The organism is Ammoniphilus soli (assembly GCF_040813775.1).
The window spans coordinates 1-14,123 of record NZ_JBEGDL010000053.1; the positions used below are offsets into that span (position 1 = coordinate 1).

The 14,123-nt window shown below is 41.5% G+C and carries 12 protein-coding genes, 3 other RNA genes and 2 pseudogenes; 4 read left to right on the top strand and 13 right to left on the bottom strand.

Going from position 1 to position 14,123, the window contains the following annotated elements:
* Positions 1 to 150: 150 nt before the first annotated feature.
* The 8 genes and pseudogenes from ABLT31_RS35560 to ABLT31_RS35595 all read right to left on the bottom strand — a co-directional run bounded on the left by ABLT31_RS35560 (position 151) and on the right by ABLT31_RS35595 (position 7,205).
* Positions 151 to 1,593 (bottom strand): aldehyde dehydrogenase family protein, encoded by a 1,443-nt coding sequence (locus ABLT31_RS35560; protein ID WP_367760390.1) that lies wholly within the window; start codon positions 1,591 to 1,593, stop codon positions 151 to 153.
* 35 nt (positions 1,594 to 1,628) lie between these two features.
* On the bottom strand, positions 1,629 to 2,393 hold the full coding sequence (locus tag ABLT31_RS35565; RefSeq protein WP_367760391.1) for an SDR family NAD(P)-dependent oxidoreductase: 765 nt from the start codon (positions 2,391 to 2,393) through the stop codon (positions 1,629 to 1,631).
* A gap of 284 nt (positions 2,394 to 2,677) precedes the next feature.
* Entirely contained in the window at positions 2,678 to 3,370 is a 693-nt protein-coding gene (locus ABLT31_RS35570) for a GntR family transcriptional regulator (protein ID WP_367760392.1), read from the bottom strand.
* 95 nt (positions 3,371 to 3,465) lie between these two features.
* Positions 3,466 to 4,320 (bottom strand): HpcH/HpaI aldolase/citrate lyase family protein, encoded by an 855-nt coding sequence (locus ABLT31_RS35575; protein ID WP_367760393.1) that lies wholly within the window; start codon positions 4,318 to 4,320, stop codon positions 3,466 to 3,468.
* Between the two features lie 18 nt (positions 4,321 to 4,338).
* Positions 4,339 to 5,481, bottom strand: a complete 1,143-nt coding sequence (locus tag ABLT31_RS35580; protein ID WP_367760394.1) for a CaiB/BaiF CoA transferase family protein — start codon at positions 5,479 to 5,481, stop codon at positions 4,339 to 4,341.
* 454 nt (positions 5,482 to 5,935) lie between these two features.
* A complete protein-coding gene (locus ABLT31_RS35585) occupies positions 5,936 to 6,310 on the bottom strand; it encodes a nucleotide pyrophosphohydrolase (RefSeq protein WP_367760417.1) in 375 nt (124 codons plus the stop codon).
* Positions 6,311 to 6,688: 378 nt separating this feature from the next.
* Positions 6,689 to 6,883 (bottom strand): annotated as a pseudogene (locus tag ABLT31_RS35590) (CorA family divalent cation transporter); the annotation flags it as partial.
* 193 nt (positions 6,884 to 7,076) lie between these two features.
* Positions 7,077 to 7,205, bottom strand: coding sequence for an SEC-C metal-binding domain-containing protein (locus tag ABLT31_RS35595; protein ID WP_367760396.1), 129 nt, complete (start codon positions 7,203 to 7,205; stop codon positions 7,077 to 7,079).
* A 323-nt stretch (positions 7,206 to 7,528) separates the two neighbouring features.
* Between ABLT31_RS35595 and ABLT31_RS35600 the strand changes: the two genes are divergently transcribed.
* The 4 genes and pseudogenes from ABLT31_RS35600 to ABLT31_RS35615 all read left to right on the top strand — a co-directional run.
* Positions 7,529 to 8,011 carry a DUF2975 domain-containing protein gene (locus tag ABLT31_RS35600; protein WP_367760397.1) on the top strand — a complete coding sequence of 161 codons (483 nt, stop codon included), beginning with the start codon at positions 7,529 to 7,531 and terminating at the stop codon, positions 8,009 to 8,011.
* A gap of 10 nt (positions 8,012 to 8,021) precedes the next feature.
* The gene (locus ABLT31_RS35605) at positions 8,022 to 8,243 is read left to right on the top strand and encodes a helix-turn-helix domain-containing protein (protein ID WP_367760398.1); all 222 of its coding nucleotides are present in this window, start codon (positions 8,022 to 8,024) and stop codon (positions 8,241 to 8,243) included.
* 71 nt (positions 8,244 to 8,314) lie between these two features.
* On the top strand, positions 8,315 to 9,562 hold the full coding sequence (locus tag ABLT31_RS35610) for a DUF4153 domain-containing protein (RefSeq protein ID WP_367760400.1): 1,248 nt from the start codon (positions 8,315 to 8,317) through the stop codon (positions 9,560 to 9,562).
* 346 nt (positions 9,563 to 9,908) lie between these two features.
* Positions 9,909 to 10,250, top strand: a pseudogene (locus ABLT31_RS35615) (transposase); the annotation flags it as partial.
* 111 nt (positions 10,251 to 10,361) lie between these two features.
* Here ABLT31_RS35615 and ABLT31_RS35620 read toward each other — a convergent pair.
* From ABLT31_RS35620 to ABLT31_RS35640, 5 genes are all read right to left on the bottom strand, one after another.
* A complete protein-coding gene (locus ABLT31_RS35620) occupies positions 10,362 to 10,742 on the bottom strand; it encodes a putative zinc-binding protein (protein WP_367760401.1) in 381 nt (126 codons plus the stop codon).
* Between the two features lie 394 nt (positions 10,743 to 11,136).
* An RNA gene (ffs, locus tag ABLT31_RS35625) (signal recognition particle sRNA large type) lies at positions 11,137 to 11,401 on the bottom strand.
* Positions 11,402 to 11,412: 11 nt separating this feature from the next.
* Positions 11,413 to 11,604, bottom strand: a non-coding RNA gene (gene ssrS / locus ABLT31_RS35630) — 6S RNA.
* Positions 11,605 to 11,714: 110 nt separating this feature from the next.
* An RNA gene (rnpB, locus tag ABLT31_RS35635) (RNase P RNA component class B) lies at positions 11,715 to 12,130 on the bottom strand.
* 272 nt (positions 12,131 to 12,402) lie between these two features.
* Positions 12,403 to 13,956 (bottom strand): malate:quinone oxidoreductase, encoded by a 1,554-nt coding sequence (locus tag ABLT31_RS35640; RefSeq protein ID WP_367760418.1) that lies wholly within the window; start codon positions 13,954 to 13,956, stop codon positions 12,403 to 12,405.
* Between the last annotated feature and the right edge of the window lie 167 nt (positions 13,957 to 14,123).

The following is a 14,123-nucleotide window of genomic DNA, read 5'->3' on the forward strand; positions in this document are numbered from 1 at the left end:
ATTTCATGCAGCCCGTAGCCATGATAGCAAACAGCAGGACGAAGGCCATAATAGAAATCTTTTTCAAATTCATCACTCCTTTGGATAATGGTCGATTGTATAATGCTGGGGATAAAACAAATGTCCCAGAAAAGAGAACAGCTCAAGATTTCAAACCGTAAATTTAATGGCAATATTCTTTACTTGGGTATAGTATTTTAGTGCTTCAAGTCCTTTTTCACGTCCAAACCCACTCTTGCGATAGCCCCCGAAGGTCATTTCCACGCCTCCGCCAGCACCATAGTTGTTTACAAAGATCTGCCCTGCACGAATTCGACCTGCTGCCCAATGAGCCTTATTGATATCAGATGTCCAGATTCCCGTTACCAAGCCATATTCTGTACTGTTGGCAATGTCCACCGCTTCTCTCACATCATTAAACGGAAGGACAACCAGGACGGGACCAAAGATCTCCTCATTTGCAAGCCGGCTCTCTCTCGTAATTCCCTCGATGATGGTCGGTTCAAAAAAGAATCCGCTGCCTGCATCTGTACAACGTTTACCGCCTAACGAAATGATCGCACCTTCCTGAGCTGCTACATCCATATAATATTCGATTCTCTCAAGCTGTTTTTCGGATATAATGGGCCCAACATCCGCATTATCAGTTCCTAGCCCGACACGCAAGCTAGCCATTTTTTCCTTTACCATCTCGACAAAGGTAGATTGGATGGATCGTTCAACCAGCAATCGTGAACCTGCTGAACATGTTTGTCCTGCATTTTGAGTAATGGACCTTACTACCCATTGCGCAGCTTCCTCCAGGTTAGCATCCCCAAATACGATGTTTGGCGATTTCCCTCCTAATTCGAGAGTCAACGGTTTAATATTTGATGCGGCTGCCTTCATTACTTCGGATCCCGTGCCCACTGATCCAGTAAAGGTAATGTGATCAATATCAGGATGAGATGCCAATGCGGCCCCGGCTTCTGAACCGTATCCAGTTACAACATTAACCACACCTTTCGGAATACCGGCGGCGTCACATATCGCAGCTAAACGCAAGGTCGTCAGCGGCGTATCCTCTGCCGGCTTGATTACAGCTGTATTGCCGGCAGCTAATGCAGCGGAAAGGCTGCGAGCTGCCATCTGCAGCGGGTAATTCCACGGAACAATATGAGCCGTGACTCCCAGCGGCTCACGCAACGTAAAATCAAGAATATCCGGGCGGACAGGGACAGTCTCCCCGAGAATTTTGTCTGCCACACCGGCATAATATTCAAAGTAACGAGCCGCCACATCTACATCGGCTCTTGCCTGTACAATAGGCTTTCCCGTATCGCTAGTTTCCAGTTCAGCCAATTCTTCTTTTTGCTCCAGCAGCAGCTTCGATATCCGATGCAGGATACGCCCCCTTTCGGCAGGAATCATTTCTCTCCATTCATCCGAATCAAAGGCCGTTCTAGCCGCATGTACAGCCCGGTCAATATCAGCCTGTCCGCCTCTTGGAACATAGGCAACTTCCTCTTTTGTACCCGGATTAACCGTAGCAAACCTCTCTTCGGAAACGCTTCCAACCCATTCTCCATTAATAAACATCGGCAAAAATTCCATATTGACCTCCAACCCCCAATTTATACAACTTTGAATTAAACTCCGCGCCCGCCATCTACGTCAATGAAGCTTCCTGTTACCATCGATGCGTGATCGGAGGCCAAGAATAGGGCAGCTTGTGCAATATCCTCTGCTTTTGCTACTCGGCCAAGCGGAATGCTGGAAACAAATTTGGCTTTTCCTGAGTCATACTCTTGATCTAGTCCGATAAAATCTTTAAGCATTCCCGTTTCCGTAGCTACCGGATTGATCCCGACTACACGGATTCCAAACTCAGCCAACTCTAGCGCTAAAGACTTGGTAAGATTGATTACCCCAGCCTTTGATGCTGAATACATACTGTTACCGGGGCGCGGCCTGACTCCGTTAATGGAAGCCGTATTGATAATAACCCCTGATGATTGCTTTTTCATATACGGGATAACCGCTTGAATCCCCCAAAATACTCCTTTTAAATTCACATCTATTAACCTATTTACTAACTCTTCCGTAACTTCCTCCGTCTTGATAAAAGACATTGGCACCCCTGCATTATTAAATAATACATCGATGGAACCAAATTCTTCGGCGACTTCACTCATTAAATCGATGACTTCCTGCCGTTTTCCTACGTTGCAAACTTTAGCTATGGCTTTTCCGCCTTCAGACTTAATTAAATCGACGGTTTCTAATGCAGCCTGCTCGCTTAAATCGACAACAACCAGATTTGCTCCCTCTTTAGCAAATAGGAGCGCGGAAGCTCTTCCCATTCCAGCTCCAGCTCCAGTGATAATGACTGTCTTTCCTTCAAACTTTTTCATCATTGCCTCCACCTTTCATTTCATTTTATTTATCCAACCCATATGTGCTAGATTTCAAATTGGATATATTGACTTGCCAAATCTAGTGAGAAGCTCTATTAAAAAATTTGCTTCTTTTAACATCACCCCTCTCAACACTCTCATCTGTTAACGCTTGCAAAACTACTACTAATAAAATAATAGGATTAATGTATCATTGTATTATTGGATCCAAAAAAATGTAAAGTTTGTACATTTTTTTGGATCAGCTAATCTTGGGATCGCAGTTCTTTGAAAATAGAAATCTAAATGAATTCCTTGTTTTTATCTTTTAAATCATTTTTTATGTATCTAACCAAAGCATCGCCAGTACGCTGGACGTGATTGGATACGAGCTCGGCTGCTTTTTGAACCTCATTTTCCTTCACGGCTTCAAGGATCTCACGATGTTCTTGATTAGACTTTTTCATCTGATTCTCGAGCAAGTGAGGAGTTTGCTGCGGAAAACCATTCCAAAGGGTATTAATAAAAGATAATAATCGTTTTTTCGTGCAATGCTTCATCAGTAAGCGATGGAATTCAATATTGGTTGAAATAAAATAATCAACCTCATCTACTTGATCCATTATCGTTACTAAGCTTTCCATCTCGACGATATCCTGCTTTTGTATCTTCTTTAGACTTTCTTCAACGGCCATTTTTTCTAGCACAGACCGGAGAAGGTAAATTTCTTCAATATCCTCTAGAGAAAGTGGCTTTACGACAGCACCGCGGTTCGGCTCAATCTGAATCAGCCCTTCCGCCTCTAGTTTTCGAAGAGCTTCGCGTACAGGCATCCGGCTTACGCCTAATGAATTCGCAATCTCCTCTTGTACGATTCGTTCCCCTGGCTCAAACTTCCCTTTCAAAATCGCCTCACGCAGCGCCTGGCATACTCTGTCAGGAAGCGTATACACATTAGCCTGATCTAACCGCAAATCAAGATTCTTCATCATCATTCCTTGTCCTTTCTAGTTGTCTTATCACTACCTTTTATAGATATTGTAAATTGTATCAGATCTACAAGCGAGATAACAAAGGGAGTTATGCATATTCAAATAATAAGTTTATTATATATATCCAGTACTTTCTTCGCTCGCTCTACTACGGGAAGATCAACCATTTTCCCATCTAATTGAAATACGCCTAATCCGTCTTTTTCTGCTTGTTCATTAGCGGTCACAATTCTTTGGGCATCCTCTATTTCTTTCTTAGAAGGGGTAAATACATTGTTCACCACCCTAATTTGCTTTGGATGGATGACCAGCTTCCCTTGAAATCCCAATTGTTTAGCCATCTGGGCATCATGCAGCAATCCTTCCTCATCATGAATATCGATATAGACCGTATCAATGGGAGGGTCGATCCCCGCTACACGGGAGGCGATCACCAGCTTGGATCGCGCATACAATATCTCTGTTCCTGTTTTAGTCAATTGCGTATTGATATCTAAGGTAAAGTCTACCGCACCAAACATCAGGCGATTCACGCGGGGACTAGATTTAGCAATTTCCACTGCCTGATAAAGTCCGAGTGCCGACTCGATAAGAGGTACAATGCGAATGGAGCCGACAGGCAACTGCCGTTTTTCCTCCCATCGACAGAGTTGTTGATCGAGCCGCAGCACATCTTCCTTGGTCTCTGCTTTCGGCATGACGATTCCAGACAGACCTGGCTGAACGACTTCAAAAACATCCTCTTGAGCAAATGAAGTATTTACGCTATTTATTCTGACATAGTTTATTTTTTGGGTTCGGCCTAGTGTTTCTTTGACGAGCTTCCTTGCTTTGAGTTTTTCCTGTACAGAAACAGAATCCTCCAGATCAAAAATGAAAATGTCAGATTCTGTTTTTTGGTATTTTTCCAATGCTCTTTCATTGGAACCAGGTACGAATAACCAAGAGCGCATAATATCCTCCAGAATCATCTAAGATTTGATTTCCCAGCCTAATTCTCTTAAGATCAATTCATTATGTTCCCCTACTTCCGGGATCGGATTCATCACAAAATCGATATCGTCAAAAGTCACAGGTGGAATCAACATTTTGATGGGTCCAACGGGAGAATTCACTTCTCTCCAGCGATTTCGCACTTGGAGTTGCGGGTGATTAACAAACTCTTGGATTGTATTCAAACTGGCATTGGCTATTTGTGCTTCCTCTAGCCGATCGATGATTTCATTCGCCGTTAATTTCTGAAATACAGATATGATTTTAGCTTTCAGTACCTCTTTATTCTTTACACGGTTCGAGTTGGAATTAAACTGCGGATCGCTTGCAAGTTCAGGCAGGTTTAACACCATTCCACAAAAGCGTTCCCATTCTCGCTCATTTTGAATTCCCAAAAAGACTGACTTATGATCGCCGGACTTAAATGGTCCATAAGGAAAAATCGTGGCATGATTTGCCCCTGTACGTTTCGGCTCAGTACCCGAAGTAGAGTAGTGAACGGGATACCCCATCCACTCACCAAGGGCTTCCAACATGGATACCTCTATTACCGTACCTTTCCCGGTCTTATAGCGGGCAAGGAGTGCCGTCAAAACCCCTGTATACGCATACATTCCTGCAGCAATGTCTACAATGGATATTCCCACTTTGCAAGGATGTTCTTCCGTTCCCGTGATGGATAGTACACCTCCTTCACATTGGACAAGCAAATCATAGGCTTTTTTATCTCGATAAGGACCATACGATCCGTAGCCAGATATACTGCAAACAATTAATTGAGGATATTTTTTCTTCAAAATCTGAGGGCTAAATCCCAACCGATCAACGGCTCCTGGGGCTAAATTTTGAATAAATACATCGGCCTTTGAAAGCAATTCCTCTAAGATTTTCTTTGATTCTTCTTCCTTTAGATCTAGCGCTAATGATTCCTTTGAACGGTTAAGCCAAACGAAGTGACTGGACATCCCATTGACGGTACGGTCATACCCCCGAGCGAAATCACCTGTCAAAGGCCTTTCAATCTTAATGATTCGAGCACCTAAATCCGCCAGTTGTCTTGTTGCAAAAGGGGCTGCAACAGCTTGTTCCAGCGATACAACGGTAATACCTTCAAACGGCAACAAATAGGATCACCTCTTAACATGAGTAGATTAATGAAAATCATGATGCTATAAAAATATTTAAATCCTAGGATTATTATATTTTTGTATCAATGGATCATTGGATCATTGGATCATTGGATCCAATTTATGCCGATACATATAATTTATATGACACCCTTGCATTTGTCAACAATAATTAGAATTTATATCTTTTTCAGAAAATTATATCTGTTAAAATTGCTGTTCTCCTTATTTTAAAGCACACCTAACATTCAAAGATATAGAGAGAACAAAATAACTTGAAAGCTAAATTAGGAACATCAGGAATGCAAATTGGTCGTGGAGCCGGGTTATCCACTCATTGCAATATAAAATGAGCCAAATTTTTTGCTTCCATCCATGCGAACCTCCGGGTCAAGAACTTTTGAGGGAAAGGGTGCCAACTGCGGCTTGACACCTACCCTCTTATTCACTATATATTGGGACGCTTTTTATAATGATCCGTTTGCGCTTGATAAGCTGCGCCCACCCGGAATAGCGTTTGTTCATCAAACGGCTTGCCAATGATTTGCATCACTAACTCTTGTTTGTTTTTCTCGATTTTACCTCGAATGGCTTCCTGGATATCAATACCTAGATCATGGGAGAGATATAACGAATAGATCATAATATCCGCTAGTTCCTCTTTGATTTCAGTAAGGTTTTTCTCTACCACGGTTTCGCTATCCTTCCATTGGAAGATCTCCAGCAACTCGCTTGCTTCCAAAGAAATCGAAATGGCAAGATCCTTGGGAGTATGGAATGGTTCCCAGTCTCTTTCTTTTCGAAAGACTAACAGTTCCTTCATAATGTCCTGCAAATCCGTTTCCCTCCAGAGGTTTATTTTATCCTTATTATACAAAGAAGGAAAAGAGGGGCTATTCTTGCAGAAAGGACAAAACTGATCCCTAAAGCACCATAATGGAGACAAAGCCATTTGGTTGGGAAAGTATACTTGTTCATAGATCCCATTATGTAAGGCCATCCCTTCTCCTCCGTGCCACCCTAGACTATTCCAATTTATTCTCTTAATCTTGTTTTCTTGCGAGTTCAAACACAATTACTTTTCTTAGCTTACCTTGCCGGTCTGGTGCCGTTTGAAAATGATAGCCCTGACAAACCATTTGTCCAGTATATTTCACGTAACCGCTATCCTTTGCTTCAAATAAATAGAAGGCCTCATTTATGATATGTAGCTATCACCAATATCCGAGGTCATATCCCGATTGGATTCCACCATCTCAGCAAGCTATAACAAATGGTCATAAATGTCTCCAAAATAAGCTTTCTGATCCTTGGGGATATCAATTCGGTCTGAGTTCAATATTCGATATAGAAGGTCACTCATTGGAAAAATACTCCGCCCCAAACGAATCAAATCAAGACCTCCTTTATTTCCCATGCTTTACAACATCAATAGTCCATAAGTTACCCGAAAGGGATAATTCCTTCTATTCGTTCCCTAATAACGATTCCTTTACCCTCCCCCTATCCCCTACCTTTAGAAAATCTATAAACGTTCCAGTCACAACGTAACTACCACTCTACTCCGAACACATACACTATGAAAGGATTCATTTTTTAAACTTCTTTCCGCTGCCGCAGGGACAAGGATCGTTTCTTCCCGCTTTTTTTCCGCGTTGAAATGGATCACATTCGAACGGTGATTGGGTACAGGCTGAAATGCTTCTTCTTCTGTACAACCAATTCACCTCCTTTCGGCATGACAAGGGCCTTTTTGTTGCCGGAGAACCCATAACGGTTCGTAGAAAAAATGGTCAGTGATAAAGTTATCAATTGATTATGAAATGGGATTGAGTTAGCGGGTTTAGTTGTACAAGTTATAAAATGAATGTTTAAAGTTATTGAGCATCTCTTTGTCATGAGGAATGCTTTTTTTCTTGTCTAAAATGAAAAGGATAATTCTATAACAATAATAATGTAATTATATTCGATGTTTTTTTATTGCAAAACGATAAATCTTGTGTTAGAGTCAAATTGACAATAAATAAGTGAGGTGCTTTTTATGGAAAGAGGAACAACTCTCTTTTTAAAGATGGCTGTTATTCTTATGGGTATCCCCGTTCTTGCTTTGTGTATATTTTTGGTGCCTGAGATAGGGAATTTTGCAGCAGAACTGTATCCAGATATGACTTATCTAAAATATCTCGTTTTCATCGTGATGTATGGAGCGGCAATACCTTTTTACTTTGCTCTATATCAGGCTTTCAAACTTTTAACCTATATTGACAAGAACAAAGCGTTCTCAGAGTTATCTGTAAAGGCTTTAAAGAATATCAAATACTGTGCCATTACCATTAGTAGCGTGTATGTGGTAGGAATGCCACTCTTCTATCTCGTGGCGGAGAAAGACGACGCTCCAGGTATCATATTAATCGGAATGGTCATTATTTTTGCTTCCATGGTTATTGCAGTCTTTGCTGCTGTTCTCCAAAGACTTTTACAAGAAGCGATTCATATCAAATCAGAAAATGATTTAACGGTCTGAGGTGAATAACATGGCGATTATTATCAATATTGATGTGATGTTGGCTAAACGGAAAATGAGTGTGACAGAACTTTCGGAGAAGGTTGGAATCACGATGGCTAATCTTTCTATATTGAAAAATGGAAAGGCAAAAGCGATTCGAATATCAACTCTAGAGGCAATTTGTAAGGCTTTGGAATGTCAGCCCGGAGATATTTTAGAATACAAAAGTGACGAAGACACTCGAGAATAATCAAGTTTGGTGAATCAACATGGTGGAGGAAAATAGGACTTCATATGACAATCAATAGGGGAGGTTTAACCATGGACAATAACAATCCGATTATTGAAAATATTGCTAACCCCCATCAGCTGGAGAGAATGTTTAGAAAAGAACCCGAAGCTTTTAGAAAGTCATTCTCATATGCCTGGGAACAAAAACCCGATTCTCAGGTTCTTGCCGTTTGGTATGAAAGATTGCATTTCAAGGAGACGGCAAATACAGAAAAAGCTTCCTTGCTTCAAAAAGATTTCTTATCCATGGGCATTTTAGCCATTCTGGCAGGGATAAGCACCAGGATCATTTTGCATTTTACCGAACAGCAAGCCATAGCTCCTATTAACCTTGGTTTTGGTATACTTCCCTTTATTGCCGTCTATTTTGTATACAATAATACCCCCAAAAAAAATGTTCTTTACACCCTTGCATCTTTATTCCTCATCTCCGGATTTTATCTTAATATGTTGCCGCTAGAGAATAAAGACAGTATTACCCTGGCTTATCTGCACCTTCCGATTTTCTTGTGGGTATTATTAGGGCTTGCATTTACAGGAAATGAATATGGCATAGGCAGCACAAGATTAGCCTATCTTAAATTTAATGGGGAATTTTGCATACTCTACGCCAGCATGGCCATCAGCGGAATGCTGCTAACAGCATTAACCATGCAGTTATTTCGATTTGTAGGCATGGATATATCTGAATTCTATTTTAAAAATGTCGTTTTATTTGGTGCTGCCGCTCTCGCTATAGTAGCTACATACCTGGTATCAGGGAACCTTAAACTTTCTAAAAATATTGCACCCTATATAGCCAAAATTTTTAGTCCTCTTGTCCTGGCTACATTGTTGGTCTATCTTATAACGGTGATTTGGGTCGGAAAAAATCCATTCTTAGACCGCAATTTCCTTATATCCTTCAATGGAATACTCCTTAGTGTCTTGGCCGTCACCATATTCTCCATTACCGAAAGCGGGAAAGACGAGAAAAAGAACATCTCTGATTATATAAATTTTGCCCTGATTGTTCTTGCTCTTATCATTGACAGTGTGGCTTTATCAGCCATCGTGTTCAGGCTTTCTTCTTATGGGATTACGCCCAATAGACTTGCTGTTTTAGGCGTAAACATACTGATCTGGGCCAATCTCATTTGGATTATGCTCTCGTATATGCGTTTTCTCCAGAACAAAAACGGACCTTCAACCATCCAAGATGCCGTTACTAAATATTTGCCGATCTATGGACTTTGGGCAGCTTTCGTTACATTTACTTTTCCTTTCATTTTTTATTAGAAAGGCCCTGTTAATGTAATATCAAACCTCATTTAGTGAGCCTTAATAGACAAAAAATTTCTTCCACTAACGGCTTCGATAAAGTTTAATTAAACTATAGAATCCCGTCGTATTATGAGGTCAGCCAGTTTTTTCTGGTTGATCTTTTTCCATTTTAGGTTTTAATTTTTACGGTAGCCGGGGGAGAACGGCAAAATCCCTGGGAACATTATCCCGTTGCTAAAACTGTTCACCTCCCGCTTGTAGAAACCATGTTTTGGCTGGTTGGGACAATCGATCTCGCATCACTAGCGATGTTGTGGAACTGCAAGCAGTAATAGGGGTTGTCGGCGTAAATAAATTTAAGAAATATAAGATTATCCAATCCATCCCCGGTATCGGTAACAAAATCGCGGCAACGATTGTGTCTGAGATCGGTGAGATTGATCGGTTTAATCACGCGAAGAAATTAGTCGCTTTTGCTGGCACAGATCCAAGTGTGTACTCGTCTGGGCAATTCATAGCAACTGCCAATAGAATTACGAAACGGGGTTCTAAATGACTCCGACATGCCTTTATCTTGCTGTTTTATGAGGATTAAGGAAATCTGGCAGCAAGAAGTTAAGGGATTTCTATAGACAAGAAACGAGATGAAGGAAAGCCGTATAGAGTAGCTATGATTGCCTGTGTAAATTTCATCAGCAAATGAAAAACCTTCCTTTAAATTTCAGAAGGCTATTTGGCATGCACATTTTTAGTATAACACCAGATTTTAAAAATTTAAGAGACAAGTATTGACAAGATATTAGCTGGTTTTAGCTTAGTAACGGGTTACACCAGAATTATTGTTAATTAGTTCTAAAACTTGTTTATACGCACTCATGAAATGATTGGGGTTAGGATCTTCTCCAATTATTTTTGGAACATCAAAGTCAGATAGAACAAAATGATGCCGCGGTAGAACTTCATGCCTAGCTAAACAACTCTTGCAACAGGACAATGAACAGCCGTCAATTGCAATAATGTCACGTCCAGATTTTGCTGTTCTGACGAGTGGTTTAACATCACCACCGACACCAGCGATACAGGACATTTCGGCAATTTTTTCTCGATCCATTTTTATAGCAATCATGTTAGCAGTTTGTGCTGCCGAGGAACATCCCGAACAAGAATAAACAAGAGGTAAATCAGTTTTTTTCATCTTTGTACACCTCGCTATTTCTGTTTTGATCAAGCAGGAAATTCTGTTTATTTTAGATAAACCAATAATTTTTTGTATTATAACTTAAACTTACAGACTGAACTATGATAATGATCACAGAAATATTCATTCAATATCTTAATGCCTCCTAACTTATTGAAAGCATTTCGGAGATGAATAGAGATGTTCTTCCTTTGCTACATTATCCCTACGAGGGAGCGGAAATGCACTGTACAACAGCCTATTCAACTACTTATACCTATTTTTACAAGTGCTTGGGAGCACCAGCTCCGCATCCCCAACCGGAGCCTTTGGAGACAAAAACACAAAAAGCCAATCCCTTTAAAACGGACTGGCTTTTTGTTTCGCGTTATTTCGATATGTAAATGTAACACCGTGCACCCATCCTGGATACGAACATCCAAGCGTTACTTATGCGGTTAGCTCAAACCAGGCTGCCCAACGGCACATCGAAGACTCCACTTATGGCTGCTTCCTTCCGGACCTGACCCGATTCATGGGCTTCCATTGCGTTGGACCCAATTCTCAACACTGCCAGCACAAGGCAGACCTTACATCTTCGCACCGCAGATGGGAATTCAACCCCGCTAAGGCGGATTGCGGGTTACAGGGCACCGCCATCTCCCCATCTAGCACGGTATGTATGAAAGTTTGTCCCACAAATGCCGTGTTCTCCATTTGTTTTTTTCAACCCGCTCTCTCGCAGGTGGGTTTCCGCAGGCTGACCTTTTCTGCGATCCCAGTCCGAGGAGTGGGCATGGCGTCATGTCAACCAATTTAAGAATCCCTAAAAAACAGTACGGTTTAAAACAGAAAGAGATCACGTACACCGCAGGATATGTATCCTGTTGTTAGATTGGCGCACTCTAAGGGAGTCGAACTTGCCAGAACCGGAATCTGGTGTCCTATCCATTGAACGACGAGCGCAAAATAAAATTTGGCACATGAAATGGCTGTAAGCCAGGTTTTGTTCCTGCGTGCTGTAACGATGCCACTCTCGCACAAACAGGTGTAGTCATATGACTATCGGTTGAACACCGATCCACCCTTTTGGTTGAATTCCCTCCAGGTGGTGCCCCTACCAATCCCTATCTTGACATCAAGATAGGGAAAATTTGGGTTGCTCGCTCGTGGGGTTTACCGCGTTCCATCGCCATCCTTTCGGATCGCGCTGCGTTTCTGTGGCACTTTCAGGTTACACTCAGCATATCCCATCGGGACTTAGCCTGATTTCACCGCCGTCAGCCGATCCTAAGATTCGACTGCCTACCCTTGCGGATAGCACGAACACTACACGCATCTCAGCGTGTGCGAGCCTGGACTTTCCTCAACTTATGCGTGTACATAAGCCGCGACTACGCACCATTTCATGTTATGTCATTGTCAATGTTTGTTTCGGATCCAAATCGACTGTGAAAGTTAATTTATCATAATTCATGGGTTCAAGTCATTAGTGAATCATTTCCAATGTGTTTAATGCTTTGTTTTATCGACCATGTACACCAGCGAAACTTAATTTATCATTTTCACATCGCCATTTCAATCGGTTGTTATTTCCAAGTGGAAAACAACAAACGTTGAAATGGGACGGCTTGTTATGTCTAATTTAAAGAAGCATAATTTGCCCAAAAACGGTAAATTATGCTTCCTGTAAAGTATTCGTATTTTCGTTCCGATTTACTTGATTTTGACCAGCTAAACCAAGCGTTTGCACGGTCAAAGTTTGAATTTCATGCAGAAGCTCTGGGTTTTCCATTAGTGACAAGCCATAAGAAGGGATCATTTCTTTTATTTTCGATTCCCACGCCTTGATATGTTGCGGGAAGCATTTTTTTATTAACTCAAGCATGACGGAAACAGCAGTAGAAGCACCTGGAGATGCACCGAGCAATGCAGCGATCGAGCCATCAGCGGCACTAATCACTTCTGTACCAAATTGAAGCATTCCTCTTCCCTTTTCCGTATCTTTAATGACTTGTACACGTTGGCCCGCTACGACTAATTCCCAATCCTCGCTTTTGGCATTCGGGATAAACTCACGTATCATTTCCATGCGTTGTTCTTTTGATAACCTAACTTGCTGGATCAGGTATTTTGTCAATGGTATGTTTTTTGCACCTGCCGACAACATCGTTACAAGATTATCTGATTTTACGGAAGTCGCCAAATCAAATATGGAACCGGTTTTTAAAAACTTTGGTGAGAAGCCAGCAAACGGTCCAAAAAGCAACATCTTTTTGTTGTCGATAAATCGTGTGTCGAGATGGGGTACCGACATGGGAGGGGTCCCAACCTCTGCTTTACCGTATACTTTTGCATGATGTGCTGCCACAACATCAGGATTTTTACACACCATAAATATTCCGCTCACTGGAAATCCACCAATATATTTCCCCTCGGGAATACCCGATTTTTGCAGCAAATGCAGGCTTCCTCCCCCTGATCCGATAAAGACAAATTTTGCAGTATGGCGTTTGACAGTACCGCTGTCGACATTCCGCACTTTCACTTCCCATAAGCCGTCACTAGTACGATGAATATCATCAACACGATGTTTGTAGTTTATATTGACATTTTTACTCTCTAGGTAATCAAACAACATTCGCGTTAAAGCACCAAAGTTAACATCCGTTCCAGAGTCGATCTTAGTTGCCGCTATAGGTTCATTCGCTGTACGGTCTTGCATAATAAGCGGAATCCATTCCTTCAGTTTTTCCGGATCATCGGAAAATTCCATCCCTTCAAAGAGAGGATTGGTAGACATGGCTTCAAATCGTTTCTTTAAAAAGGATACATTATCATCGCCCTTAACAAAACTCATATGAGGTAAATGCATGATAAAGTCCTGTGGGTTACGTATCAGATTACGGTTTACAAGATAAGACCAAAACTGCATGGACTCCTGAAACTGTTCATTTATTTTAATAGCTTTACTAATATCTATAGATCCATCCGGATTTTCGTTTGTGTAGTTAAGCTCACACAGGGCCGCATGCCCCGTTCCGGCATTATTCCATTCGTTAGAGCTTTCCTCTCCAGCGTCTGCGAGCCGCTCAAACACTGTAATCTCCCAGTCCGGTGCCAATTCTTTCAACAGTGAACCCAAAGTCGCACTCATGATTCCAGCACCAATTAAGATAACGTCGGTTTTCGTTTGTCTGTTGCTCATTTTTACCTTCCTATACCCTAAGATTTGCAGAAAGGATGTTGGCAATCCTGCTTAGACACCACTTGTAAGCCTGGGCACGACCGAGTCACACATCTTTTCTGGATCAAGTATAACTAAGAATAGAAATACACAATCTTATTATGATAGTTATAGGCTATTTAAAATCTGGTAAAAAGCGGGAAAACATACAT

Excerpts from the sequence above, each read along its gene's own strand:
- ABLT31_RS35560 (WP_367760390.1), bottom strand. The coding sequence starts at position 1,593 with ATGGAATTTTTGCCGATGTTTATTAATGGAGAATGGGTTGGAAGCGTT.
- ABLT31_RS35565 (WP_367760391.1), bottom strand. The coding sequence starts at position 2,393 with ATGAAAAAGTTTGAAGGAAAGACAGTCATTATCACTGGAGCTGGAGCT.
- ABLT31_RS35570 (WP_367760392.1), bottom strand. The coding sequence starts at position 3,370 with ATGATGATGAAGAATCTTGATTTGCGGTTAGATCAGGCTAATGTGTAT.
- ABLT31_RS35575 (WP_367760393.1), bottom strand. The coding sequence starts at position 4,320 with ATGCGCTCTTGGTTATTCGTACCTGGTTCCAATGAAAGAGCATTGGAA.
- ABLT31_RS35585 (WP_367760417.1), bottom strand. The coding sequence starts at position 6,310 with ATGAAGGAACTGTTAGTCTTTCGAAAAGAAAGAGACTGGGAACCATTC.
- ABLT31_RS35600 (WP_367760397.1), top strand. The coding sequence starts at position 7,529 with ATGGAAAGAGGAACAACTCTCTTTTTAAAGATGGCTGTTATTCTTATG.
- ABLT31_RS35605 (WP_367760398.1), top strand. The coding sequence starts at position 8,022 with ATGGCGATTATTATCAATATTGATGTGATGTTGGCTAAACGGAAAATG.
- ABLT31_RS35610 (WP_367760400.1), top strand. The coding sequence starts at position 8,315 with ATGGACAATAACAATCCGATTATTGAAAATATTGCTAACCCCCATCAG.
- ABLT31_RS35620 (WP_367760401.1), bottom strand. The coding sequence starts at position 10,742 with ATGAAAAAAACTGATTTACCTCTTGTTTATTCTTGTTCGGGATGTTCC.